Source organism: Clostridium paridis (assembly GCF_016765615.1).
GTDB classification, from domain to species: domain Bacteria; phylum Bacillota; class Clostridia; order Clostridiales; family Clostridiaceae; genus Clostridium_T; species Clostridium_T paridis.
Genome location: NZ_JAESWA010000019.1, coordinates 79,709 through 105,191, shown reverse-complemented (window position 1 = coordinate 105,191; position 25,483 = coordinate 79,709). Strand labels below are relative to the sequence as shown.

Here is a 25,483-nt window from a genome sequence, read left to right as displayed (position 1 = left end):
TATAGCACACTTATAATAAATTATGGTAAATATGGTTTTATGATACATAGTCTATAAGTTCATTAATGTTGTCAAAAACTTTATTATATTCTAGTTGTTTTCTACCTATAACTACTATTTTAATCTGCTCTTTTAATGCAGCCTCTATCTTTTGAACAGTTCCGCCTTCTACCCCTGAATCCTTCATTATTATAGCTTCGCACTTATATTCCCTTAAAATAGCTCTATTAAACTCTTCTGAGAACACGCCTTTAACTGCTATTATATCTTCAGGCTCAATTCCAAGATTACATAGTTCCTCCATGACTTTTAATGATGCAAGAACTCTGTGGATGATTCGATTTTCTATTTTTAAATCTAAGATTTTTTTTATATTTCTACTGCCTGTTGTATTTAATATATTCCCTTTTATGCTAGAAAGTGAGTTCTTAAGTTCACTATAATCCGATATTATATTAACTAATCTATGACCACTATATTTATCAATTACTGAAGGTCTTTCGTATCTTATATATTCAATGGATAACTCATTGGCCACTTCCATTGCATTTATCGATACCTCTAATGCATAAGGATGAGAAGCATCTATTAGCTTTCTAACTTCATTCTCTTCTAGCATATTTTTTAGTTCCTCTTTATTTAAGGGCTTAGTATTTAAAAGCTTATATTTATATCCCTTTAATAACTCTCCACCATAATTAGTAGCTGTGGATACAAATATATCTTCTGTGAATTTATTAAGTCCTTTTAATAATTCTTTTCCTTCTGAAGTGCCTACAATTAATCCTATCATTTTTACTTCTCCAATTTATATCCTCTCGGAGTTATAAAGAATCCATCTTTTATAAAGCTTTTTGAATTCCCTATGATTACTATAGAAAACATGTTAACTTCTTCATCTATAAAATCCTTAAGAGTAGTTATCCAATATTCTTGTCCCTCTCTTAATGCATTTTTTACAACCCCTACTGGAGTATTTTCTCCCCTGAATTCCTTTATTATTTCTATTGCCTCTTTTAAGTAATGAGGTCTTCCTTTTGATTTAGGGTTATATAATGAGATAATAAAATCCCCTTCTGCTGCGAGCTTAACTCTCTTTTTAATATCTTCATAATCTGTCATTAAATCTGAAAGAGAGATATTACAATTATCATGCATAAGTGGTGCTCCTAGTATAGATGCTGCAGCAGATGATGCCGTTATTCCAGGTATAATCTCAACTTCTTCATTCCCTCTAAGCTCTAATATAAGTCCAGCCATTCCATATATTCCTGAATCTCCTGTACTTATTAATGCAACATTTTTCTCTTTTGAAAGCTTAAGCGCTTCTCTACACCTTTCTTCCTCACCCTTCATTCCATTAGAATAAATTTCTTTATCCTTAACTATGGATTTTATCATATCTATGTACTTATTATATCCAACTATTATATCTGATTTTTCAACTACCTCTTTTGCTCTAAGAGACATATGTTCAATTCCACCAGGACCTATTCCTACTACATAAAGCTTTCCCATGCTATTCTATCCTTTCTCCAATACAAAGGGTCATACCTTCCTTTGCAATTCTATTTACTAATATATCTCCATCACTTAAGTAAACACATGGCTCTGCCACGGAGCTTACCCCTATAGATTTCTTTACAAATTCACTACCTTTAAATAAATGTTCAACCTTTTCTATACTTTCTCTTGTATGAATATCCATAGGAACTTCAAGCTCCTTCGCTAAATTTAAAATAGCCTTTTCTTTACTCTTTAAATCTACAGTACTTATCTTGGCTACTGCTTTTAATAAATATCCATGCTCAATTAATGCTTCCTTTATAAATTCACTTAATTTATCTGCTGACGTATCCTTCTTACACCCAATGCCTAGTATTATATTTTTTCTTATAAGTAAAAGTGCATCTTCATTTAATAATTTATTTGTAACAACAACTTTTCCTTTTGTATCTATATCTTCCTCTACATATCCTTCTGGTATTTCTATCTTACCTAATGTATCTATAAACCCTATCTTCTCACCTTCTGTAAGCAAACTAGAAATTTCTTTTGCTTTCTTCATATCATTAATTAGTAGATTATTTTCTTTTGCTATAATATCTGGTGCCTTTATTCCTAATGCATCTGTAGCTGTTGTTATTACTGGAGTTGCATTAATTACTTCTGAAACCTTAAGTGCTAATTCGTTCCCCCCTCCTAAATGTCCGCTTAAAAGACTTATAGAAAACTTTCCAACAGCATCCACCACAACTACACCTGGATCCACTGTTTTTCCTTTTAAATATGGAGCTATTGCTCTTAAAGCTATTCCAGTTGAAGAAATAAATATAATTCCCCTAGCATTTTCCATAGCTTCCTTTGCAACATTACTCAATCCATCTCTTACGATAGCTTCTTTAGTAATTATCCTTCCACCTAATTCTCTTGATATATTCTCTGCTATTTTATCTCCTAGCTTCGATAAACTTAGAATATATAGCATTTTCTATACTCCCTTTCTAAACTCGTGAGTAAAATGCTTATCATAAAGTAAGGATTTTTCATACTCACAATCAATAAATTCCCCTACTAATATTTGAGCAGTTTTCTTTATCCCTGCCTCTTTTACTTTTTGTGAAATATCATCTAAGGTTCCTACTATTATTCTTTCATCCTCCCAAGTAGCTTTTTCTATAACTGCAATTGGGACTGTCCCTGTACCATATCCCTTTTTAAGCTTATCAACTACTTTATCAATCATCGATACTGATAAAAATAGTGCCATGGATGCCTTATGCGCTGCTAATCCTTCTAAGTCTTCTTTCTCAGGTACTGGAGTTCTTCCTTCTACTCTTGTTAAAATTACTGTTTGACTTACACTTGGAAGGGTGAATTCTTTTTTAATAGCTGCTGCAGCTGCTGTAAAGGAGCTTACCCCTGGAATTACTTCATAATCTATTGAAAGCATATCAAGTTCATCCATTTGTTCCTTTATTGCTCCATAGATTGATGGATCACCAGTATGAAGCCTAACTATTGTTTTTCCTTCAGAATGTTTTTCCTTTATCACATTTATAACATCCTCAAGTGTCATATTTGCTGAATTATATATTTCGCATTCTTTCCTGCAAAACTCTAAATGCTTTGCATTTACTAAAGATCCTGCGTATATTACTACATCACATTTAGTTAATATATCTCTTCCTTTTACGGTTATTAAGTCTACATCTCCAGGACCTGCTCCAATAAAATAAAGCATAAATACCCCTCCTTATCTACTTGCTAATATAAGTGACATATATTCACACTCTTTAAAGATTTCCTCTTTATCGTATATTATAGCTTCTCCTTCTCTACCAGCTCTTCTTACCATAACATACTCAAAACCTTTTTCTTCAAGAGTCTCAATTACTTCTCTTTCCTTTTTATATACCTTCATTACAACAACATACTTCTCATCTCTTATTTCATTAACTTTTCCAGCTGGAATAACTAAAAGAGCTTCATTCCCCATAACTACTGGTCTGTCTGTTAATGATGCAGCGGCACAAAATGAAGTTATTCCTGGAATCGTTTCTACTGTAAAACCATTATTCTGTATATATTTAAGAAGGTGTACGTATGTTGAATATACTAATGGATCTCCTATAGTTAAAAAACTTACGGTTTTGCCCTCTTCTAATTCTCTTTTTATAGTCTCATATATCTCTTGCACTTTCGATTTAGTATCTTTTTTTCCCATAGGGAAATGAGCAATTATTACCTTAGTATCCTTGCTTATATACTCCTTAGCTGTTTCATATGCAATACTTACTCCCCCTTCTTCTGAAGTTGGTGCAACTATAACCTCTGAAGCTTCTATTGCCTTAACTGCTTTTAGTGTTAATAGTTCTGGATCTCCTGGGCCCATTCCTATTCCATATAATTTATTCATTTGTAGTTTCCTTTCTTCCACTAACTATAAAAATTCCATTATTGCTTGTTAACATATAACTACCTTTTATATTCTTACTTATGTTGACCTGTGTTATCTCAATATTATAATTTAAAGCTTTTAGAGTCTCACATGCCTTATAGCAATTATCTAAAGTAATAAAATTTAGCACTATTTTTCCTAACTTCTTAAGCCTATTATGGGAAACTTTAATTATTTCTTCTAAGTTTCCTCCACTTCCACCTATAAAAATCCCATCAAAATTATCATCAGGAAAATTATTTAAAGTTTCTAATGCCTCACCTAATATAACTTCAAGATTGTCACAATTAAATTTATTTTTATTCTCTAATATAAGGTCAAAAGCATCTTGCTCTTTTTCAATAGCAATCACAGATTTACACATCTTGCTCATTTGAACGGACACAGACCCGGTTCCAGCCCCTACATCAAGTACTTTTGAAGAGTCTTTAAGTTCCAATTTAGAAATTGATAAAATTCTTACTTCTTCTTTAGTCATAGGAACCTTTCCTCTTATAAACTCTTCATCTTTTATATATATCATTCTCTCTCCACCACCAATACGCTTAAATTACTAAACCTTTTACTCATTATTTTTTCTGGTGCTCCAATAGTTATTTTCTCATCTTCATAAGATAAATTTTCTCCTACATAAATTCTAGCCTCTATGTTTTCTTCAAATATATCCTTTGCCAATTTATTAGGAGTATTTTTATTGTCAGTAAGCCATATGGTAAGTTTTGAAGATTTTATTTCCTCAATAAATTCTCCTTCTCTTCCATGTAGTGAAGATAATTTCGCTCCATTCCAAGGAAGCGACAATTTACTCATTAAATATTGGAAGGAACTTAATCCTGGAATCACATTTATTTCTTCTTGCAAGTTTTCTTTTAGATAATTTAGTACTCCATAAAAGGTTGGATCTCCAGAAGCTACTATACTAATGTTTTTATCCACATTATCTTTGATTATATCCACAATATCTATGAGTTTTTGCACTTTTTTCTTAGGGTTATCAACAAAATCTATTGAATCTATAGCTCTACTAAAGCCTATTATTAGTGAGCTACCCTCTAGAACTTTTACAGCTTTTAAAATCATATACTCCTTACTTCCAGGTCCTAATCCAACTAAATTAATCATAGTTCTCCTTTTCACTTGCAAATAAAAGCTTGGGTTCTTTTCCTCCCCAATATAAGACTACTTCAACTTCAATTTCATTACCAGTAAATTGCTCCATTTTATTCTTAACCTTAATTCCTATATTCTCATATACTTTATGATACTCCTTAGGAATGATTTTCACAGCACCTTCTGTGGTCTTTTCATTATATACTTTATTAACTAAGCCCAAAGGACATCCCATTAAAGCTAACTCTAAGGCAAGTATTTCTAATCTCATATCACATACCTTTGAGTGGGTATTAAATACTCCTCCCGCAACTTTTCCAAGTTTTCCGATATGCCCAATTATAGTAACTTTTCTAACCCCATTATATTTAGCTGCATCTAATGCACTACCTACATAGTTTGATATAGTTACCATCTTGTTTTTGTCATATCCCAAGGTCTCTCCATATCTTTCTCCCATATTTCCAAAAACAAATATTATGTCTTTATAATAGGCAGACTTAGCTCTCATTTCTATTTCAATGGTCTCCTTAAGAGCCTCTTCTGACATTGGGTAAACTATACCAGAGGTTCCTAAAATACTTATTCCACCCTCTATATTAAGTCTTGGGTTAAAAGTCTTTTTTGCAACTTCTTCTCCCTTTGGTACGTAAATAGTTATTTCAACTCCATTATCTTCTGGAAGTACACTTAATACTTCTTTTTTTATCATTTCTCTGGGAACTGGATTTATAGCAGGCTCACCTTTTTTCACGTAAAGCCCTTCTCCCTTGACTACTCCTACACCTTTTCCACCTTTAAGAATATAGCCACTTGGAATCTTCTTTGCCTTTGCCCATATATCAAGCCCATGGGTTACATCTGGGTCATCTCCACCATCCTTTATTATGGAACAGCATATATAATCCTCCCCTTTTTCAATGGAATCAATCTGTAGATTAAGCTTTATTCCACTTGGAGTATCTATTTCTACATAATTAAATTTTTTTTCGCTATACAGCATCATAGTTGCTGCCTTAGCTGCAGCTGTTGCGCAAGAACCAGTTGTATACCCACATCTAAGCTTTTTCCCACCTGCATTTACATACATTTCAAACATTATTCTCTCTCCACTAAAAGGTACATTAAAGCATTAACTATAGCTGCTGCTACATTGCTTCCTCCTTTTCTACCTCTTATTGTTATCATAGGAATATTTAGCTTCTCTATTTCTTCCTTTGACTCCTTTGCTCCCACAAAACCAACAGGCGCTCCTATAATAAATTTAGGACTTGCTTTTCTTTCTTCATATAACTCTTTTAAAATAAACAATGCAGTTGGTGCATTCCCAAACACAAAGAATTCTACCCCTTCCTCTACTGCTTTGCTAACAGCGGCCATTGATCTTGTGGTTTTTTCTTCTTTTGCCTTCATAGCCACTTCGTCTAGTGAAACATATGTTATTACTTCACACCCAAGATCTTTTAAAGCCTTTTTATTTATACCAGCTGCAACCATGTTGGTATCAGTATATATCTTCACTCCACTTTTAAGTAACTTCTTAGCTTCTTCTATTGCACCTTCTCTTATATAAACTAAATCTTTATATTCAAAATCTGCTGTAGTATGTATAACCCTCTTTACAATTGAAAGCTCTTCCTTATTAAGGTTATGCTCGCCCATTTCTTTTCCTATTATTTCAAAACTCTTTAATTCTATTTCCATCGGATTCTTAACGTAATGCATCTTTTCTCTCCTTACAACTAATTATAATTTCTTTTATAAAATCTAAATTAGAGAAAAAGTGTACATGTCCATATGCCCCAAGAGTATTATTTTTTATATATCCACATGTCCACTCTTTTAATCCCCCGGTAAAGGTCTTTTTATTAAGCTTATACACAGTTTTATTACTACATTCAACCTTAGATTTATGGAACTCATGAGAATTTATTGATAAATTTCTCTTAATTAATTGATTCCTTGATATATCTATGTGATTATATCCAAAATTATTTAATGTCTTAGTCATATAAGCCTCTCCATCAAAAAAGCCAACCATATTGATATTATCAATAGACTTCATTAAATAAATAAGTCCTCCGCACTCAGCATAACAGGGCGTACCTTTTTCTAGTTCATTCCTTAAGCCAATTAGAAAACTAGTATTCCTAGTAAGTTCATTACTGAAAACTTCTGGATATCCTCCACCTAAATATATCAAGTCCAAATTTTCTGGAACTTTTTCATCTTTTAGAGGAGAAAAATATATAACTTCTCCAGCCTCCTCCAGAAGTTCTATGTTCTCCTTATAGTAAAAAGAAAAGGCTATATCTTTTGCAATTCCTATTCTAATTCCTACGGAATCCAAATGATAATTATCTTTGAATTTATCTGTTTCCTTCATTAATTCTAAGATTGAATTTACATCTACATCTTCTTCTATAAGACTTGATACAACATCAATCTTTTCTTGTAAATCTGTAATCTCTTGACTTTGAACAAGCCCTAAATGTCTTGATCCTAAAGTAATTCTATCATCTTTGGGTAAGTACCCTAAAACCTTTATATTTAATGTTTCTTCAATTAGTTGCTTAAGGAATATATAATAAGATTTGCTTATATTATTTAATACTATTCCTGCAAATTCACAGTCTGAAAAATTAAGTATTCCTTTTAGTTCTGCTATAAAAGTAAGACTTGAAGCCTTAGGGGAAATTACAAGAATAATCGGAAGGCCTAAAATTTTTGATACATGTGCTGTTGAGGCTTCTATAGTTGTTCCTATTCCATCATACACACCCATAACCCCTTCAACAATTCCTATATCCTCATTATTCCTACTATAAGCTGCCTTAAGTCCTTCTTCTCCCTGTAAAAAGAAATCTAAATTTCTAGAAGGCTTTCCTGTTATTTTTTCATGAAAGGCTCCATCAATATAGTCTGGTCCCACTTTATACCCTGCTATATCATAACCTTTTTTCTTCAATAGATTCATTAAACCTATTGTAAATGTTGTTTTGCCTCCTCCAGATGAATTTGATGCAATAACTACAGATTTCATATAAAAACTCCTTCAAGATACTTATTACGCTCCATTATAATTCTAACCCTTTAAGTTTTCTCCAAACCCTTGGAATCTACCACTTAAGGCATCTTCTAAATGTTTCATATAAATATTTCTTACTTCTTTATATTCACCTAATCCAACATTGAATTCTTCAACTTCTATTCCCTCACGTTTAAGTGTAGATGCCCAAGAATCTTCTTCCTTTGAGAAAATATCTTTTCTAGCATGATCTCCTACCACAAGTAAGAATGGTGCTAGTACAACACTTTTTATATCTCTATCTTTCAAGTATTTTATAGTATTTTCTAATGATGGATAAGCCTCAATTGTTGCAATTATTATATTGCCATTGTCTAAATCTCTAAGCCTATTTTGAAAACATCCATAACAAGAGTTGCCTGGATGATGAGTTCCATGCCCCGCCAGTATAACCCACTTATTTTTAGGTAATTTATTTGAAATTGCATAAACTAAATCATCATAATCTAAGTTGACTTCATCAGATTGAAAATATAGCAAAGGGCGTCCTACTCTTAAATAATTGAACTTATCCTTGTAAATATTAGCTACCTTTTTTATATAATCAAATTCTTGTCCAGGTATTATATGCAAGGGTTGTATAGTTACCTCTTCATATCCTTCATTTAATAAAGAATCTAACGCTTTTTCTGGCGTAAAAATGCTGATATCATGTTCTTTTTTTAGTTTTTTGATAATCTTATGTGAAGTAAATGCTCTAATTACTTTATATTCTTTCCCAAATTTTTCTTCAACTTCTCTCTCCATTGGTACTATATTTTTTTCTAATGCATCTAAGTAAGATGTCCCAAAACTCAAAACTATAATTGCTTTTTTCATGATGATGCTCCTTTAAATAAAAAATAAAACCTTCTGAATAATGTCAGAAGGCTATGAGAAATAATCAAGGTAATCCTAAAATCACTTTGTCCATTTAGCCACCCTCTCCATCGCTCGTAGAGAAGAAGTTTTAACTGTGAGACTTAATTCATACTTGTTATAAAATTGCGGTTTCTGGCAATTTTATGGCACGTATGAATTTTAGTCGAACTAAAACTTCGAAGAATTTTTAGTGAAACCCAAAAACCCTATTAGTGTAAAAACTTAGGCAGGTATTCTGGCTCAAGTGTCATAATCTTAGCTTATCTTCCCAGTTTCCCAGTGATTCTATAACTAAGACTCTTCTTTTACAGCGGCGGGACCGCACAGGAATCTCACCTGTTTCCCTATTATACTAATTCCCTTATGGGACATTTAAAGGCTTTATTTAAATAAATTTATTTTATCCTATTAGTCACCTATGTTTTATCAATATTTACTTTGTATGAAGATTATAGCATTGTAGTATAACTATGTCTATAACAATACTTACTATTAATAATGAACTCTTACTAACCAGAATTTTATCTTTTTATCACTCCACCCTAGATCCCAAGGAACGTTATTTCTATCAGTATTATGACAAGTAACTAATGTATATCCCTTTGAGTCTACTCCTGATACGACAGAAATATGTGTAATATCTCCTTTTTTCTCATAGGCAACAAAATCTCCTGGTAACAATTTATATGATGCCTTATAAACTTTTTCATAGCTTCCATGCGCGATAACTGAAGCTCTTCCGCTATGTATCATATATGAGGTAAACTTATCTGCATTTACCCATGGGCCTGTAGCACTTCCTTTATTATAATTCCAAGTAGAATTCTTTTTGAATTTACCTCCTTCATGGAGTACTTGTGATGCAAAGTTTGCACAATCTCCTCCTTCTGGATTAAAATCTCTATAATTCTTATTATATTTAAATCCATACTCAGGTAGTGAAGCAGCTCCGCAGTAGGTATCTGCATATTGCATTGCTCCCTTTCTTCGTTCATTTATGTCGGAAATATCCCTAGTTTCCTGGGAAATAATATGTTGTTTTATACTTTCTGCTTTTATATTGTCTAAACTAAGGGAATCAGCAAATGGATCCGTATACCACTCCTTAGTTATTACCCATTCTCCTTCTTGTTTAGTAAGTTGTAATGAATGATATGTACCTATTCTAGAACTATTAACAATGTCAGGAAGATTTTCATATATATATTTATACTCTGTGTTACACATTATATTAAAGGAATATCTATCATTCCCACCTCTACTTCTTCTTATAATTACTTTAGGTATTATTTCAGTGAATTTAACTCCTTGTTTTTCTGCCCAGTTATTTAAATATTTCACTTTTCTTTCTTCATATTCATAAGCCCATTTTCCATACTTACTATTTGTATCATATAGTGATTCTATTAGTTCTAAGTTTTTATCTAAAATAGCCTTATTTCTATTAACAAATATGTCTTGAACAAATTCCACCAATTCCGTATCTTCTGCTTCAGAAAGAGTAGTTTGTTCTTTATTATCGTCTAGTCTATCCTCTATTAGTTCAATTGCTTTCTTTACTTCCTCATTATCTATAGGTGCACCTTTATACCAACTTCCATCACTTTCTTTCCAGTTTCCAAAATATTTTGCTTTTATTATTATTTCTGGCCTATACTCAAAGTGAAGAATATCAAAATGCCCCCATTTTCCTCCCCAAACAAAGTTATTCTTTTCAAAAACCTGAACTAAATCCTTTGAATACGACTTAAGTCTTTCCTCTGCCTTTTTTTCAGTACTCCACTTCCAATAATCTCTAGGATCACTTTTAAGATCTATTGCTATTCCAAAGGAGTGTGGACTTAATCTTCCAGTACCTGAGATAACTCTATAGTTATAGGTTCCGCTAGCTGGGTAAAGACAACTAGATATATTGGGGTTTGTCTTTGCTAATGGTATCAATTCTTTTAATGATGTTTCTAATGCTGTTCTAGCTCCGTTTTTATCATTAAACCTATAACCAGCAAATCCATACTGTAATGGCTTTAAATTTTTCTCAATCTCTCCTTTTGATGACCCATATACTTCCTGTAATAAGTCATAATTTCTGCCTCTTCCAGGATCAAAATCCTTCTTCATCACTGTTGTTGTAAATTCTAATGGATATATTTGTTCCAACATATCTTGAAGATCTGGGTTATCTAACTTCTCTTCATGCCCTTTTTTTCTCATGTCATCATATAATATCTTTTTGCCAGACTTCATTATAACAAAAGTTTTATTTCCATCTGTAGTAACATCTTTTATATACCCTGGATAAGCTAACATAAGTGTTAATATATCTTGTTTCATTTTGCTTTTATATTCTTCATTAATGATTTCTTGTGACATAACTGGCATTTGAATATTTAGTAATAAACACACTAAAATCATTGATATCCATTTTTTCATCCTTAGTCACCTCATCTAGTAGCTTTAATTTTTTTTATAACTATATACTGTCCAAAGAAATAGCATAGTATGTAATATGAGTTTAAAACTCAGAAGAGTTTTAAATAAATTTTCAAAAAATTTTTTACTTACAAAGTTCTTAAACTATAGTATAATTTTCTGAAATAATTCATTTTGAAGGAGGGCATGAGTATGGATCCTATAAAACTTTCTAAAGAAATTCATAATGATATTATCAACTGGAGAAGGGAACTTCATAAAATTCCTGGAACAGGCTTAGATATAGAAGAAACTTATAATTTCGTTTGTAATGAATTAACTAAAATGAATATTGAGTTTATCACTCTTAGCAAGACTGGAATATGCGCACTAATTAATGGCGAAAATCCTGGTCCCACTATTGCCATTAGAGCTGATATGGATGGATTACCTATAAAAGAAGAAACAGGTTTAAAATTCGCCTCAAATAATAATTGTATGCACGCTTGTGGACATGATGCCCACACTTCAATGTTACTTGGAACAGCAAAGATTTTATCTAAATATAAATCTATACTAAAGGGTAATGTTAAGTTGATTTTTCAACCTGCAGAAGAAATCTCAGCTGGAGCAGAGCCTATGATTGCTGAAGGAGTTCTCGATAATCCAAAGGTAGACCGAGTTTTAGGACTACACATAGGTGGATTTTTCCCAGAAGTAAAGGCTGGCATGATTGGTGTGAGAACTGGATATACAACTTCTGCAGTTGATAAGTTATCCGTAACAATAAACGGCAAAGGTGGTCATGGTGCTTTACCACATCTTTGTGTAGATCCAATATCAATAGGTGCTGAAATGATTTCTGCTCTTCAAAGAATAGTCAGCCGGGAGATAAATCCTCTTCATCCAGTAGTTATTACAATTGGTTCTATTGAAGGTGGTTCTACTTGGAACATCATTCCGGAGTCTGTACACTTTCAAGGCACAATTCGAACAATTTTTCCAGAGGATAGAGAACTAGTTGAGAAAAGAGTTATTGAAATCTGTAACGGAATAGCTTCTACTAATGGAGCATCTGCGGATGTAGTTTATGATAAGATTTGTCCTTCTGTTAATAATAACTCAGAAGTAACTAAAAGCTTTATGAAATCAGCTCTTAAAATTGTTGGAGAAGAAAACTTAGTATACTTAAAAGAACCTACTATGGTTTCTGAAGATATGGCTTACTATCTTCAAAATGTCCCTGGAACATTCTTTTTCCTTGGCTCAAATAACCCTAAAAAAGGAATTATCTATCCACATCATCATCCTAAATTTGATGTTGATGAAGATGTTCTTTGGATAGGTCCAGCAATATTTGTTCAAGCTGTATTAGATTATAATTCAAACTTATAATGTTATCTACAACCTTAAAATATTATAAATTCCTAAAGAATAATAAAGCTAATAAGGTCATGGAGATTATAACTCTTCCATGACCTTATCATTATTTATAAATCACTAAATTATTATTTATGAAATCTTTAAATGGTCCTTCTTTAACTTCTTTCCATTCATTGTTTTCTAACTTAAGATCAATAGTGATTTTTTTAGCCTCATCTGATATATTAGGATTTTCAAAATACTTACACATTTTACTTGTTGCAAGTTCCATGACTTTTTTCATAAAAGCATCTTTAGTCTTATATTCTTTAGCTAATTCTTTCATTTCACTTTCAGATACTATTTTGTCTGGAGTTAACTCCTTACGATCTAATATTATAGGATTAACTACAATTTCAACTTTAGCATTTTCTTTATCAACATTAATAGTATTAATGTCATATTTTATTTTTGTCATTCCTCTTCTTAATGAATCCACTAGCTTATTTAAGGTTTCTTTATCAATTCCACTTGCATCGCTCGCTATACCATCACTAAATCGCTTGTCCAACTCATTTGTAAATTCCTTTACTTCATCATTGGATATTCCTAGTTTCTTGGAATCACCCATCTCACTTTTCACTGCTAAATCCATATAAAATTTTATGTACTCACCTGGTGTTGGTGATGTTTCAGTTGGTTTTTTGCTACATGAAATTAATAATGCCATAGACATTATTAATGCCAATGATAATGTTAAAATTTTAAAATTCTTCTTCATCTTCCCCCTCCTTCCGTCTAATTATATCACCCTAAATCTAATTATAAAATCGAAGTTTTTTCCAAAATTAAAGCCATGAAAACTTTAATCTATCTCCATGGCTTAGCAGTTATTTATATATTATTAAATTATTTTTTATAAAGTTTTCAAGGGTTCCTTCATTTACTTCTTTCCATTCACCTTTTTCAACCTTCAATTCAATAGTCACTTTTTTAGATTCATCAGATATCTTAGGATTCTCGAAGTATTTGCATAATTTATCTATAATTATTTCTGTTGCTTTCTTTTCCAATGTAGCTTGATCTGTATATTGAGAAGCCAATTGCATAATCTCATCTTGTGATATTAACTTATCTGGACTAAAGTCATTTTGTTCTATTACCATTGGATTTATTGACATTTCAACCTTAGCACTCTTACTATCAGATTCTACAGTCTTTATGTCATATTTGATTTGTGACATACCTTTTCTTATTGATGTAACCATTTTGTTTAGGCTTTCTTTATCTACGCCACTTGTATCATTTTCTACAACCTTACTATATTGAGTTTCCATTTGGTCCTTAAACTTCTTAACTTCATCACTAGATATACCTAGTTTTGCAGCATCTCCTTCAGTATTCTTCACTGCTAAATCCATGTAAAATGTTAAGTATTGATCTGGTGTAACTGCTGGTTTTTTGCTACATGCAGACACTAAGGCCATTGACATTACTATAGCCATTACTGCTGAGAAAAACTTAATATATTTTCTCATATTATCCCCCCTTTTTTTCATACATATCATCATATGAGGGGGTGAAATGATTGGTTACTAGAAAATATAACTTTTTAGCAATTTCTTTTATAGTTAATTATGTATATAAATGATACAAGCCATGGAAATCCTCTTCACTTCCATGGCTTTATATTTATTTAGTTATGTATAAACTATTTTCTATGAAGTTTCCAAGTTCTCCTTCATTTACTTCCTTCCATTCACCCTTTTCAACTTTTAGCTCAACTGTAATTGTTTTAGCTTCATCTGATATTTTAGGATTTTCAAAATATTTGCATACCTTATCTAAAGCTAAATCCTGTGCTTTTTTTTCTAAAGTTGCTTCATCTGTATATTCTTTAGCTAACTGTTTTATTTCATCCTGAGTTATTAACTTCTCTGGAGTTAAATCAGCTTCATCTATTACAACAGGATAAACTGTCATTTCAACCTTAGCACTCTTACTATCAGATTCAACAGTTTTAATATTGTATTTAACTTTAGCTATTCCCTTCTTTGCTGATTCTATTAGCTTATTAGAACTTTCCTTGTCTAAACCGCTTGAATCACTTGCCGCAATACTTTCATATTGCTTATCAATTTCATCAGTTAATTTCTTAACTTCAGAATCTGGTATGCCTAATTTCTTAGCATCACCTATTTGGTTTTTTACAGCTAAATCCAAGAAAAAAGTCAAATATTGGTCTGGTGTAACTGCTGGTTTTTTACTACATCCTGCTATTAAAGCCATTGACATTACTACTGCAACAGATGCTGCAAAAACTCTAAAATATTTTTTCATATTGTTATCCCCCTTAGTTTAAATACCAAAGCAATTGTACCATAAAATGACCTCTTCTTTCAATTTTTTACACGAATCTCACTTTCTACAAACTCATTAACATTAATTTAACACTACGCTTTTCTTATGTTAACACTACTATGCTATATTGGTTTTGCTTAATTAATTGTTATAAAGAAAGAGGCGTCTCAAATGATAAATAATTCCACAAACTTAATTACTTCTGATATTTCTAAAGAATTTAACTCAATTCTAGATATGGATTCTATAATAACTCATTATCAACCAATTGTATCGCTTATAAATGGTGAAGTACTTGGCTATGAAGCCTTAACTAGAGGCCCTGAAGATTCTGTTTTGCGGAATCCTGAAAAGCTATTTGATACTGCTCATAAATTAAATAAAAGTTTAGAACTTGAACTTTTATGTAGAACTAAAGCTCTTAGAAATTCTAAGTCTCTTTCTAAGGATAAACTATTATTTATAAATGTTGATCCTAATATATTTAAGGATGAAAGCTTTAAAAAAGGGCTAACAAAAGAAATTCTTAATGGAGAAAATATATCAACAGAAAATATAATCTTTGAAATAACTGAAAAGACTTGTATAGAGGATTATAAGATTTTTAAAAAAGCTTTATTTAACTATCTTGATCAAGGTTATAAGATTGCAATAGATGATATGGGTTCAGGTTATTCAGGTTTAAAGATGCTTTCTGAAACTAGACCTCATTACGTAAAAATAGATATGGATTTAGTAAGAAATATAAATGAAGATTTGTTTAAACAGTCCTTAATAGAATGCTTTGTGAAGTTAGCACAAATTACTAATATGAAACTTATCGCAGAAGGTATTGAAACTCAAGAAGAATTACAAACCTTAATTTCTCTAGGTGTCTATGCTGGCCAAGGTTTTTTTCTAGGACTTCCTTCCCCTGAAATAATTGATATTGATTTAAAAATAAAAAACTACATTAGTGAATCAAATAGAATGAAAGCTTCAACTTTTAGTGGAATACCTAACAACTACATTGGAGAAATTGTAAGAATAGATAAACCTTTTTCTCCAAATACCCTTTGTAAAGATTTAAAATCATACTTAGATTCAAATGAAATTACCGGTGCTGCAATTGTAAAAGATTCTATTCCCCTTGGTCTTGTTATGAAAAATTCATTAGATTCATTTTTGGCCACCCAATTTGGAGTTGCTGTATTTTCAAAAAGACCGGTCTCCTTGGTTATGGATACTAATCCCTTAATAGTTGATTATTTTACACCTGTGGGAGAAGTATCTAGAATAGCTATGGCTAGAAAAAATGATACAATCTATGATTACATTATTGTAACTAAGAATTCAAGGTATTATGGTGTTGTTACTATTCAATCTCTACTTAATTTCACTACAAAAATAGAATACAATTATGCCCGGCAACTCAACCCTCTCACCGCTCTCCCAGGTAATGGGGTAATTGAAAAAGTTATTTCTGACTTTATCTTATCTAACTCATGTTGCTGCATGCTTTATTTTGATTTAGATAATTTCAAAGTGTATAATGATACTTATGGTTTTGAAAATGGCGATAAAATAATAAAATTTACTGCACGCTTAATTGAAGATGAAGCATATAAGTTATCTCCTCAAGGTCCATTTGTTGGTCATATTGGGGGCGATGACTTTGTGTGCATTGTACAGCAACCCTATGAAGACTGTACTTCACTATGTAAGAGAATAATAGAACGATTTGATAAGGAAATACTTGATTTCTTTAGCGATGAACATAAGTCAGATGGATATATTGAATCTATTGATAGAAAAGGTAATCATGAACGTTTCTCTTTAGCTTCCCTATCAATTGCCGGGTTATATGGAAGAATAGGTGCTTTAAATAACCCCGAAGATGTAGGCGTGTATGTGGCCTCAGTAAAGAAAAATGTGAAGAAAATTAAAGGAAGTTGTTTTTTAATTAATAAATTATAAACGAAAACTGATAGTTGCTAACTTCAACTATCAGTTTTTTATATTAGTACTCTATCTTTTCTTATAATCCTTAATAATAAATGGCACAGTTATTGTTGCTATATTCTTATTCTTTAGTAATGATCTCTTTAAGAATATTGCTGTTTGATTATGAAGAATATTTCCCCACCATTTTTCAGAAGTAAACTGTGGAACAACAACAGTAACTATATCATCTTCACGTGTACAAAACTCGTCTGAGTTAATAAAGTTTACTAGTGGTTCAACTACATCTCTATATTCGGACTTCTTAATTACTAGTGGTATTCCCATATCATATTTTTCCCATTTTGCTTTTAACTTTTCAGTAACTTCATCATCTATGGAAATATGGAATGCTGTAATATCCTTTGATAAGCATTTAGCATAACTTATTGTTTTAATTACTGCTTCATTTAGTGATGCTACTGGCACTATAAATCTTCTAGCTTCGTTTTTATTAAACTCTGGAAAGTAATTGTTGTCTAAGCTTAATTGTTCAGCAACTTTCTTGTAATGTCTATTTATTCTCTTCATTATAATTACGCCAACTGGAACTAAAATAAATACTACCCAAGCCCCGTGTATGAACTTATTCACTGATATTATTATTGCAGTACCTAAAGTTATTAATGCACCAAAACCATTTATAAATGCCTTATGTCTCCAGCCTGCTTGTTTACTTCTTATCCACTTCATTACCATGCCTGACTGCGATAATGTAAATGATACAAAAACTCCCACTGCATATAAAGGTAATAAATAGTGATTTTCTCCTCTAAATATTACTACAAGTATTGATGCTGCGATAGAAAGTAATATTATACCATTAGAAAAACTTAATCTTGAACCTCTCTGAGCAAATTGTCTAGGCGCGTATCCATCTCTTGCTATAAAAGATAATAACAATGGGAAATCAGAAAACGCCGTATTTGCTGCCATAGTAAGTATTAATGTAGTTGCTATTTGCATAAGGAAAAATAAAAATGTATTTTGCCCAAAAACTTGTTCAGCTATTTGTGATATAACTGTTTTATCTAAACTTGGTGCAGCATGATATACACTTGCAAGTAAAGACATTCCTCCAAATAATATAACTACTATTCCAAATAATAGATATAAAACTTGCTTAGCATGCTTTGTTGCTGGAGCCTTAAAGTTAGGTACTCCATCACTTACCGCTTCTAATCCTGTTAATGCTGTACACCCAGCTGAAAATGCTTTTAAAAATAAAAGTATTGTTAAATCTCCAATTTGATTAGAAAGAACTACAGTTTGTGCAGGTTCAATTCCTAATATAAAATATTTATACAAACCCACTACAATCATTAAAATTGCTGTAAATAGAAATAAATATGTAGGTACACTAAAGAATCTAGCCGAATCTCTAATTCCTCTTAAGTTTCCTATTGCCATGAGTATTATAATGCACACAGCAAGTTCAATCTTAAAATCTAAAAGTCCTGGAATTGCTGATGTGATTGCTGCAACTCCGGCAGTTGTACTTACCGCAACTGTTAGCACATAATCTACTGTAAGTGAAGCTCCCGCCACTAGGCTAGGTATTACTCCTAAGTTCTCCCTAGAAACTATGTATGAACCTCCTCCATTCGGATAGCTCTCTATAGTTTGTCTATATGAAAAAACTAGTATACATAATAATGCTATAATCGCTAATGATACCATTCCTAAATATTTGAAAGATCCTATTCCCATGATAGGCACAAGGACCCATAGTATTTCTTCACACGCATAGGCTACTGATGAAATTGCATCTGACGATAATACAGGTAATCCATTGATTACTGAAAATTTTTCGTGATGAATTTGAGATGATTTAAGTGGTTTACCAATCAGATAACTTTTTAAACTTGACATTGAAGCACTCTCCCAATATAAATAATTCTCTTAACTCAATAGATATTATCATCATTTAATTTACTATTCAAAATTATTATCAAGTTTAAAAGCAACTTAAAACCTTATCATTTATAGCATAGAAGAGTTATTTTCACTTGTTAGCCTATAACTAGGTGAAAACTCTGAAAATATTCAAATATTTAGGATAAGCTTTCAATTTTAAATATTAATTATTATAAATATATTTATTCATAAATTAAAAGTTGTTTTTAGCTTAAAATAATGACTATGTTTTAATAGATTTTTGAAATGATATGCAAATTAAAAGGGTGAATTTTAATTCACCCTTTTAGTCATTTTTTAGAAGAGAGTCTATCGTAGATTTACAATAAATAAACATAGTATTCGAAATGTTAAATTCTATGATTGCTATATATCAGCGTTACACTCATCACATAGGCCGTCATTACGTTCATATTCTTCTTCTGATATTTCAGTTTCGCAAATGTCACAGGAGAATACTTCTTCTTCTTTATATTCAAAGTTTCTTAGGAATTGCTCATTGTCCTCCTCTTCCTCATGTTGATAATTTACTTTCACTTTATTTACCACCTTAATTCCTCCTATTTATTTAAAACTCAATTGTAAACTTAACTCCATTATCAATATTTTCAATCTTATAATCAAACTGATGTAATTCTAATATTTTCTTTACAATGTAAAGGCCTAAACCACTGCCACCAGTTTTTCTATTTCTAGATTTCTCTACCCTATAAAACGGTTCAAATAACTTATCCAAATGTTCTTCATCTATTGATGCTCCAGTATTTATAACTTCCAAATAAGCTCTTGAATTATCTGACTTACTTAATTTAATTATTATATTTTCTTCTTCTTTTGAATATTTTATTGCATTAATTATTATATTTGAAAGTGCCTTATTTAGCCTGTTATAATCTCCTTCAATTGTAAACTCTTCGTCTATATCTATATTTAATCTAACCTTTTTTTCTTCGATGAAAAAGAACATATCCTCCATTATATCATCTACTATTTCTGAGAGATTTATTATGCTCTTATTTTCTAACTTATCATTGCTTTCAAGCTTATATATATCCAAAAGCTCATAAACCAATTTCTCCATATCTTTCATTATAGAGAGAGATTTTTTCAAATATTTATCTCTGTCTTTGTATGCTCCTATACTATAGAGCATACCTTCTATCTGCCCACTAACAGATGTTATAGGTGATTTTAATTCATGCGATATAGTTGCAACAAATTCTTGTCTTTCTTTCTCTCGTATTTTTTGCTTCTTTATGTCATCCTTAAGCTTCATATTCGCATCTTTCAAATCATCCATATTCTTTTGAAGATTACTCGCCAAAGTATTCAAACTACTTGATAATTCACCCATTTCATCCTTGCTAGATATTTCAGATTTAATACTAAAATCTAATTTTGATATTCTTCGAGCTACATCATTTAAGGTTAATAGTGGGTCCGTTATCTTTCTTGAATAAACCAGTGCAGTTCCTAAGGCTATAATGACTATAAATAAAAACATGTACGGCATTAAATATAAAATAACCTTAGCAGCTTCATCAATTGGTTGAAGTGGAGCTTCTATCATTAAATAGTAACTACTTGGATCATCTTTAAAATATACCTTTTGGGTATAAGCATAGACTTCCGAGTTATTTTTTTTATTTATTATTTTACCTGATGCATTACTAGCTTCATCTAAGGGTGGTCCATCTGACTTCTTATCTTGAGACATACCTTTAAGCCATTCATTTCCCGAAAATCTACTAAAGGAGTTTGGCAAAAAAACTAAATTATTGCTATAATCTAGTAATACTAAAGATACATTATAGTTTTTCATAAAATTATGTAGCAGTGTTTGTGACTCCTGATTATCCTGAGATTTTATATTTGTCTTACTTAATTGCCCACTTAATGTTTTTATACCTTTTTCAATATTCTTCATTTTATAATTATAATAATACTTTGGTAGCGCAAGGTATAATGTTGTTAGAATTATCATCGTGCAAACTATAAGAATTCCAGCAGTAGAAATAAAAATTTTAAATTTAATACTATTTCTCTTCATCTTTAAGCTCCAATCTATATCCTATACCTTTTACTGTCTGTATGTATGGCAACTTAAGTTTCTTTCTAATGTTTTTGATATGCGCATCAACAATTCTATTTTCACCATAAAAATCGTATCCCCATATTCTATCTAAAAGCATTTCTCTTGTAAGAACCTTATGAACATTGCTCATTAACAAGTGTAATATCTCAAATTCCTTAGTTGTAAATTCTAACTCTTCTCCATTCTCATATATTTTATATGTTTCATAATCAAGTTTTAAATTTCCATACTCAATTATATTTTCTTCTTCTTTCTTTATTCTCCTTAGCACCGCCTCGACTCTTTTTATCAAAATGTTGAAGGAGAATGGCTTTGTAATATAGTCATCAACATTAAAATCAAAAGCCTTTAATTGGTCTTTCTCATCATTTAGTGCTGTTAAAATAATTATAGGAACATTGGATTTATTTCTAATCATTTTGCAGGTAGAAAATCCATCTAAATTGGGAAGCATAAGGTCTAAAATAATCAAATCATAGTCTCCATTTTTAAACTTATTTATGCCTTCAACTCCATCACTAGCTGTATCTACTTCATAATTTTCTGCCTTTAAAAATTCTGAAATCAATTCTTGTATATCTAAATCATCTTCGATTACTAAAATATTTGCTTTCATATCATCACCCATTATAATTTTAATCTTCTAATATGAAAATTCAATGAATTTATCACATATAATGCAAAAATCATATTACATCTTATAGGCTATATAAAAAGAAAAACAGAGGCAAGCCTCTGTTTTCATCTCAAAATTTCTGATTACTTGTTATTTTATATTCCTATCGCTTACCTTTTTCATAAGGTATTCCATCTGCTGCTGGTGCTTGTGTCTTTCCAACAAAACCTGCAAGTGCTACCATAGTTATTATATATGGGAATATTGCATATACTTCTGTTGGTAAATTGAATCCAAATGCTTGCGATTTTAATTGTAGTGCATTTGCGAAACTGAATAACAAACATGCCCACATAGTACCTACTGGCTTCCAGTTACCAAAGATTAATGCAGCTAGTGCTATAAATCCTCTACCAGCTACCATTCCATCTCTATATAATGGAGTCATTCCTAGTGATAATGCAGCTCCACCTAATCCTGCTAACATACCGGAAATAACTACACATATATATCTTGTTTTATATACATTTATTCCAAGAGTATCAGCTGCTTGTGGATGTTCTCCAACGGATCTAATTCTTAATCCCCATGGAGTCTTATACATAATAAAATGTGTAACTACAACTGCTATTATTGCTAAGAATACAAACCAGTTTAATCCAGAAACAAATCTTCCTGCAACTGGTATATTTCTTATAATTTCAGGAACAGTATAATCTAGACCATTAACACCATCAGTTTGGCCCCCTTTTCCGAATAATTTAAATATTAGGAAAGCTGCCAAAGCTTGTGAAAATAAGTTTATTGCTGTACCAGAGATTACTTGTTCAGCTCTAAGTGATATACTAAGGAAAGCATGCACTAATGCAATCAATCCACCAGCTATTACTGCAAAAGCTAACCCAACTAACGCACTTCCAGTTATATGAGAACCATATACACCGAAAAATGCACCTATAATCATCATACCTTCAAGTCCGATATTTACTACTCCAGACTTTTCAGAAAAAACTCCTCCAAGTCCAGCAAAAATTAGTGGTGCTGCTAAAGCTAATGTGGAGGCTAAAAGTTCTACTATAATATTAATGCTACCCATTTATCATTGCCTCCTTCTTCTTCTTTTCTGAGAAGTATTTTACTATATAATCTGTTGCTACAAATATAATTATAATTGCTTGAATTAAGTAAACTATCTCCTTAGGAATTCCGTTAAGTTGAAGAGTTTTTGAACTACTATCTAAAGCTCCGAATAAAACTGCTGCAAAGATACAGCCAACAGGATTACTCTTCGCTAACAATGCTACTGCCATTCCTGTAAATCCATATCCAGGTAAAGTACTTAAGTCATCCATATAGTACTTTCCACCTGCCAAATGCACAGCTCCTCCTAGTCCTGCTACAGCTCCTGAAATAACCATCGCTAGAATTACGTTCTTTGCTATACTTATTCCACCATATTCTGCACCAGAAGGATTTGTACCTACTGCTCTTAATTCATAACCTATAGTTGTTTTCCATAATAACCATGCAATAAATACTGCTACCGCAATACCTATAACAACTCCGTAGTTAGCTTGATATTTAGGTATAAATCTAGCTAACTTTGCACTGTCTTCAATAATAGGTGTAGCAGATTTTCCTGCTGCTCCTAAAGGAGTTCTTAAGATTACAAAGTTGGATACGTAAAGCGCTATATAATTCATCATAATTGTGTTAATAACTTCATTTGTACCGAACCTTGCTTTAAGGTATCCAGGTATCCCTCCCCAAAGTGCTCCTGCTAATATACCTACTAATATTACTAGTGGAAGATGGACTACTCCTGGCAATCCATGTATAGAACCAGTAACACCAGCTGCTAACATACCTACTACAAATTGGCCTTCAACACCGACATTAAATAAACCAGTCTTAAAAGCTAATGCATTTGCAACTCCAGTAAATAATAATGGTGTTAAATAAAACACAGTGTTTAGTGTGTTCATCTGAGTACCAAAACTACCTTTCCAGACAGTACTAAATAAGTCTCCTAATGCCCTTGGATATTGTAAAATTGAATAACCTTTTGCCCAAACTACGAAAAATGTAGCAACAAATATAGATATTACAATTGCAAAAATTGGGAAAAGTGTAGGTTTTATTATTTCATAAATTTTATTTTCTTTATTATTTTTACTCAAGGTCTTTCACCTCTTTCTTTTCGTCCTTTAAACTTCCGCCTGCCATCAATATTCCTAATTTTTGTTCAGTTGCTTCTGCTCTATCAAGAATATCCACAACTTGCCCATCATACATTACTGCAATTCTATCTGAAAGAGCCATAATTTCATCTAGTTCTAATGATACTAATAAAACAGCTTTTCCTTTATCTCTTTCATCAATTATTCTCTTATGAATGTATTCAATAGCTCCAACATCCAATCCTCTAGTAGGTTGACATACTATTTGTAATGCTGGCTCCTTTGATATTTCTCTTGCAACTATTAACTTTTGTTGATTTCCTCCTGATAATGCAGATGCCATGACTTCATCATTCGGAGTTCTTACATCAAATTGTTCAATTAAATCTTTAGTGTGTTTTCTTATTTCCTTATAATCCATAACGATACCCTTTGAATATGGCTTCTTGTTATGGAATCCTAGAACTGCATTTTCAAAAAGAGAATATTTTAATATTAACCCTCTCTTGTGTCTGTCTTCAGGTACATGTCCAACTCCTGCTTCCATTACAGCTCTTGGAGATTTATTAAATATATCTTTACCATCTATTTTAATAGTTCCTGAAACTGCTTTCCTAAGTCCAGTAATTGCTTCTACAAGTTCTGATTGTCCATTTCCATCAACCCCGGCAATACCTAGAACTTCTCCAGCCTTTACAGATAGGCTAAGATCTTTAACTGCGGGTAAATTTCTATGATCATTTACATTTAATTTAGATATACTTAAAACTTCATTTCCCATTTTAGCTTTTGATTTATTAATGACTAGATTAACTTTTCTACCTACCATCAATTCAGCTAATTGATCTATATTAGTTTCCTTTGTCTTAACTATACCAGTAACTTTACCTCTTCTTATAATTGTTACTCTATCACTCATTTTCATTACTTCTTTTAGCTTATGAGTAATAAGTATTACTGACTTTCCTTGTGCTTTTAAATTATCTATAATAACACCTAACTCTTCAATTTCTTGGGGAGTTAGTACTGCTGTTGGCTCATCTAATATAAGTATTTCTGCTCCTCTATACAAGGCTTTAAGAATTTCTACTTTTTGTTGTTGTCCTACTGTTATATCTTCAATAATTGCGTTTGGATCTATTTTAAATCCATATTTCTTAGAAACCTCTACTACGTCATCAATAGCTTTTTTCATATCAATTTTCATGCCTTTTTTAGGCTCATTACCTAAAATAATGTTTTCTGCTACAGTAAAATTGTGCACAAGCATAAAATGCTGATGTACCATACCAATACCTAGTTTTATTGCATCATTTGGATTATTAATTTGGGCAAGCTTTCCATTTATGTATATTTCCCCTTTTTCCTGTTGGTATAACCCATAAAGGATATTCATTAAAGTGGTTTTGCCTGCCCCATTTTCTCCTAATAAAACATGTGTTTCTCCCTTTTCCAAATCAAAATTAACATCGTCATTTGCAATAGTGCCTGGGAATACTTTGGTTATGTTTTTCATTTCTACCACTTTTGTCACTTTTTATCT

General features: G+C 31.5%; 24 protein-coding genes, 1 pseudogene and 1 riboswitch. Of the genes and pseudogenes, 2 read left to right on the top strand and 23 right to left on the bottom strand.

What is annotated here, in order from left to right; genetic code table 11:
- Window positions 1-37 precede the first annotated feature (37 nt).
- The 13 genes and pseudogenes from JK634_RS05880 to JK634_RS20350 all read right to left on the bottom strand — a co-directional run.
- Entirely contained in the window at window positions 38-793 is a 756-nt protein-coding gene (locus JK634_RS05880) for a cobalt-precorrin-6A reductase (RefSeq protein WP_202766705.1), read from the bottom strand.
- Window positions 794-795: 2 nt separating this feature from the next.
- On the bottom strand, window positions 796-1,518 hold the full coding sequence (gene cobJ, locus JK634_RS05875) for a precorrin-3B C(17)-methyltransferase (protein ID WP_202766704.1): 723 nt from the start codon (window positions 1,516-1,518) through the stop codon (window positions 796-798).
- Window position 1,519: 1 nt separating this feature from the next.
- Window positions 1,520-2,488 (bottom strand): cobalt-precorrin 5A hydrolase, encoded by a 969-nt coding sequence (cbiG, locus tag JK634_RS05870; protein ID WP_202766703.1) that lies wholly within the window; start codon window positions 2,486-2,488, stop codon window positions 1,520-1,522.
- Window positions 2,489-2,491: 3 nt separating this feature from the next.
- Entirely contained in the window at window positions 2,492-3,244 is a 753-nt protein-coding gene (gene cobM, locus JK634_RS05865) for a precorrin-4 C(11)-methyltransferase (protein ID WP_202766702.1), read from the bottom strand.
- A gap of 12 nt (window positions 3,245-3,256) precedes the next feature.
- Entirely contained in the window at window positions 3,257-3,919 is a 663-nt protein-coding gene (locus tag JK634_RS05860) for a cobalt-factor II C(20)-methyltransferase (protein ID WP_202766701.1), read from the bottom strand.
- The gene (gene cbiT / locus JK634_RS05855) at window positions 3,912-4,484 is read right to left on the bottom strand and encodes a precorrin-6Y C5,15-methyltransferase (decarboxylating) subunit CbiT (RefSeq protein WP_202766700.1); all 573 of its coding nucleotides are present in this window, start codon (window positions 4,482-4,484) and stop codon (window positions 3,912-3,914) included. The genes JK634_RS05860 and cbiT overlap by 8 nt, the downstream gene beginning before the upstream one ends.
- Window positions 4,481-5,083: a precorrin-6y C5,15-methyltransferase (decarboxylating) subunit CbiE gene (gene cbiE, locus JK634_RS05850; protein WP_202766699.1), complete on the bottom strand. Its 603-nt coding sequence runs from the start codon at window positions 5,081-5,083 to the stop codon at window positions 4,481-4,483. The genes cbiT and cbiE overlap by 4 nt, the downstream gene beginning before the upstream one ends.
- Window positions 5,076-6,170 (bottom strand): cobalt-precorrin-5B (C(1))-methyltransferase CbiD, encoded by a 1,095-nt coding sequence (gene cbiD / locus JK634_RS05845; protein WP_202766698.1) that lies wholly within the window; start codon window positions 6,168-6,170, stop codon window positions 5,076-5,078. Before cbiD ends, cbiE begins: the two co-directional genes overlap by 8 nt.
- Window positions 6,170-6,796, bottom strand: coding sequence for a precorrin-8X methylmutase (locus tag JK634_RS05840; protein WP_202766697.1), 627 nt, complete (start codon window positions 6,794-6,796; stop codon window positions 6,170-6,172). Before JK634_RS05840 ends, cbiD begins: the two co-directional genes overlap by 1 nt.
- Window positions 6,783-8,114 carry a cobyrinic acid a,c-diamide synthase CobB gene (locus JK634_RS05835; protein WP_202766696.1) on the bottom strand — a complete coding sequence of 444 codons (1,332 nt, stop codon included), beginning with the start codon at window positions 8,112-8,114 and terminating at the stop codon, window positions 6,783-6,785. Before JK634_RS05835 ends, JK634_RS05840 begins: the two co-directional genes overlap by 14 nt.
- A 42-nt stretch (window positions 8,115-8,156) precedes the next feature.
- Window positions 8,157-8,978: a sirohydrochlorin cobaltochelatase gene (locus tag JK634_RS05830; protein ID WP_202766695.1), complete on the bottom strand. Its 822-nt coding sequence runs from the start codon at window positions 8,976-8,978 to the stop codon at window positions 8,157-8,159.
- Window positions 8,979-9,228: 250 nt separating this feature from the next.
- A riboswitch (cobalamin riboswitch) is annotated at window positions 9,229-9,411 on the bottom strand.
- A gap of 101 nt (window positions 9,412-9,512) precedes the next feature.
- Window positions 9,513-10,559, bottom strand: a complete 1,047-nt coding sequence (locus tag JK634_RS05825) for an amidase domain-containing protein (RefSeq protein ID WP_420839038.1) — start codon at window positions 10,557-10,559, stop codon at window positions 9,513-9,515.
- Window positions 10,545-11,450, bottom strand: a pseudogene (locus JK634_RS20350) (M15 family metallopeptidase); the annotation flags it as partial. The pseudogene JK634_RS20350 and the gene JK634_RS05825, both read right to left, overlap by 15 nt.
- Before the next feature lie 192 nt (window positions 11,451-11,642).
- On the opposite strand from JK634_RS20350, the gene JK634_RS05820 reads away from it, so the two are divergent.
- Window positions 11,643-12,824, top strand: a complete 1,182-nt coding sequence (locus tag JK634_RS05820; RefSeq protein WP_202766694.1) for a M20 metallopeptidase family protein — start codon at window positions 11,643-11,645, stop codon at window positions 12,822-12,824.
- A 91-nt stretch (window positions 12,825-12,915) separates the two neighbouring features.
- On the opposite strand, the gene JK634_RS05815 is transcribed toward JK634_RS05820, so the two are convergent.
- The 3 genes from JK634_RS05815 to JK634_RS05805 all read right to left on the bottom strand — a co-directional run bounded on the left by JK634_RS05815 (window position 12,916) and on the right by JK634_RS05805 (window position 15,131).
- Window positions 12,916-13,572 carry a DUF5105 domain-containing protein gene (locus JK634_RS05815; protein WP_202766693.1) on the bottom strand — a complete coding sequence of 219 codons (657 nt, stop codon included), beginning with the start codon at window positions 13,570-13,572 and terminating at the stop codon, window positions 12,916-12,918.
- A gap of 109 nt (window positions 13,573-13,681) precedes the next feature.
- Complete coding sequence (locus JK634_RS05810; RefSeq protein ID WP_202766692.1) at window positions 13,682-14,329, bottom strand: DUF5105 domain-containing protein; 648 nt, start codon at window positions 14,327-14,329, stop codon at window positions 13,682-13,684.
- Between the two features lie 154 nt (window positions 14,330-14,483).
- Window positions 14,484-15,131 carry a DUF5105 domain-containing protein gene (locus JK634_RS05805; RefSeq protein ID WP_202766691.1) on the bottom strand — a complete coding sequence of 216 codons (648 nt, stop codon included), beginning with the start codon at window positions 15,129-15,131 and terminating at the stop codon, window positions 14,484-14,486.
- A gap of 192 nt (window positions 15,132-15,323) precedes the next feature.
- Here JK634_RS05805 and JK634_RS05800 point away from each other — a divergent pair, with 192 nt between their 5' ends.
- Window positions 15,324-17,108, top strand: coding sequence for a GGDEF domain-containing protein (locus JK634_RS05800; RefSeq protein WP_202766690.1), 1,785 nt, complete (start codon window positions 15,324-15,326; stop codon window positions 17,106-17,108).
- 51 nt (window positions 17,109-17,159) lie between these two features.
- Here the strand turns inward: JK634_RS05800 and JK634_RS05795 are convergent, their stop codons facing one another.
- The 7 genes from JK634_RS05795 to JK634_RS05765 all read right to left on the bottom strand — a co-directional run bounded on the left by JK634_RS05795 (window position 17,160) and on the right by JK634_RS05765 (window position 25,474).
- Window positions 17,160-19,004, bottom strand: a complete 1,845-nt coding sequence (locus JK634_RS05795; RefSeq protein ID WP_202766689.1) for an APC family permease — start codon at window positions 19,002-19,004, stop codon at window positions 17,160-17,162.
- A 411-nt stretch (window positions 19,005-19,415) separates the two neighbouring features.
- A complete protein-coding gene (locus JK634_RS05790; protein ID WP_202766688.1) occupies window positions 19,416-19,598 on the bottom strand; it encodes a hypothetical protein in 183 nt (60 codons plus the stop codon).
- Window positions 19,599-19,617: 19 nt separating this feature from the next.
- On the bottom strand, window positions 19,618-21,099 hold the full coding sequence (locus JK634_RS05785; protein ID WP_202766687.1) for a sensor histidine kinase: 1,482 nt from the start codon (window positions 21,097-21,099) through the stop codon (window positions 19,618-19,620).
- Entirely contained in the window at window positions 21,086-21,760 is a 675-nt protein-coding gene (locus tag JK634_RS05780; RefSeq protein ID WP_202766686.1) for a response regulator transcription factor, read from the bottom strand. Before JK634_RS05780 ends, JK634_RS05785 begins: the two co-directional genes overlap by 14 nt.
- Before the next feature lie 163 nt (window positions 21,761-21,923).
- Window positions 21,924-22,856, bottom strand: coding sequence for an ABC transporter permease (locus tag JK634_RS05775; RefSeq protein WP_202766685.1), 933 nt, complete (start codon window positions 22,854-22,856; stop codon window positions 21,924-21,926).
- Window positions 22,849-23,940 carry an ABC transporter permease gene (locus JK634_RS05770; protein ID WP_202766684.1) on the bottom strand — a complete coding sequence of 364 codons (1,092 nt, stop codon included), beginning with the start codon at window positions 23,938-23,940 and terminating at the stop codon, window positions 22,849-22,851. Before JK634_RS05770 ends, JK634_RS05775 begins: the two co-directional genes overlap by 8 nt.
- Window positions 23,933-25,474 (bottom strand): ATP-binding cassette domain-containing protein, encoded by a 1,542-nt coding sequence (locus tag JK634_RS05765; protein ID WP_202766683.1) that lies wholly within the window; start codon window positions 25,472-25,474, stop codon window positions 23,933-23,935. The genes JK634_RS05770 and JK634_RS05765 overlap by 8 nt, the downstream gene beginning before the upstream one ends.
- Window positions 25,475-25,483 lie beyond the last annotated feature (9 nt).

Excerpts from the sequence above, each read along its gene's own strand:
- JK634_RS05880 (WP_202766705.1), bottom strand. The coding sequence starts at position 793 with ATGATAGGATTAATTGTAGGCACTTCAGAAGGAAAAGAATTATTAAAA.
- cobJ (WP_202766704.1), bottom strand. The coding sequence starts at position 1,518 with ATGGGAAAGCTTTATGTAGTAGGAATAGGTCCTGGTGGAATTGAACAT.
- cbiG (WP_202766703.1), bottom strand. The coding sequence starts at position 2,488 with ATGCTATATATTCTAAGTTTATCGAAGCTAGGAGATAAAATAGCAGAG.
- cobM (WP_202766702.1), bottom strand. The coding sequence starts at position 3,244 with ATGCTTTATTTTATTGGAGCAGGTCCTGGAGATGTAGACTTAATAACC.
- JK634_RS05860 (WP_202766701.1), bottom strand. The coding sequence starts at position 3,919 with ATGAATAAATTATATGGAATAGGAATGGGCCCAGGAGATCCAGAACTA.
- cbiT (WP_202766700.1), bottom strand. The coding sequence starts at position 4,484 with ATGATATATATAAAAGATGAAGAGTTTATAAGAGGAAAGGTTCCTATG.
- cbiE (WP_202766699.1), bottom strand. The coding sequence starts at position 5,083 with ATGATTAATTTAGTTGGATTAGGACCTGGAAGTAAGGAGTATATGATT.
- cbiD (WP_202766698.1), bottom strand. The coding sequence starts at position 6,170 with ATGTTTGAAATGTATGTAAATGCAGGTGGGAAAAAGCTTAGATGTGGG.
- JK634_RS05840 (WP_202766697.1), bottom strand. The coding sequence starts at position 6,796 with ATGCATTACGTTAAGAATCCGATGGAAATAGAATTAAAGAGTTTTGAA.
- JK634_RS05835 (WP_202766696.1), bottom strand. The coding sequence starts at position 8,114 with ATGAAATCTGTAGTTATTGCATCAAATTCATCTGGAGGAGGCAAAACA.
- JK634_RS05830 (WP_202766695.1), bottom strand. The coding sequence starts at position 8,978 with ATGAAAAAAGCAATTATAGTTTTGAGTTTTGGGACATCTTACTTAGAT.
- JK634_RS05820 (WP_202766694.1), top strand. The coding sequence starts at position 11,643 with ATGGATCCTATAAAACTTTCTAAAGAAATTCATAATGATATTATCAAC.
- JK634_RS05815 (WP_202766693.1), bottom strand. The coding sequence starts at position 13,572 with ATGAAGAAGAATTTTAAAATTTTAACATTATCATTGGCATTAATAATG.
- JK634_RS05810 (WP_202766692.1), bottom strand. The coding sequence starts at position 14,329 with ATGAGAAAATATATTAAGTTTTTCTCAGCAGTAATGGCTATAGTAATG.
- JK634_RS05805 (WP_202766691.1), bottom strand. The coding sequence starts at position 15,131 with ATGAAAAAATATTTTAGAGTTTTTGCAGCATCTGTTGCAGTAGTAATG.
- JK634_RS05800 (WP_202766690.1), top strand. The coding sequence starts at position 15,324 with ATGATAAATAATTCCACAAACTTAATTACTTCTGATATTTCTAAAGAA.
- JK634_RS05795 (WP_202766689.1), bottom strand. The coding sequence starts at position 19,004 with ATGTCAAGTTTAAAAAGTTATCTGATTGGTAAACCACTTAAATCATCT.
- JK634_RS05785 (WP_202766687.1), bottom strand. The coding sequence starts at position 21,099 with ATGAAGAGAAATAGTATTAAATTTAAAATTTTTATTTCTACTGCTGGA.
- JK634_RS05780 (WP_202766686.1), bottom strand. The coding sequence starts at position 21,760 with ATGAAAGCAAATATTTTAGTAATCGAAGATGATTTAGATATACAAGAA.
- JK634_RS05775 (WP_202766685.1), bottom strand. The coding sequence starts at position 22,856 with ATGGGTAGCATTAATATTATAGTAGAACTTTTAGCCTCCACATTAGCT.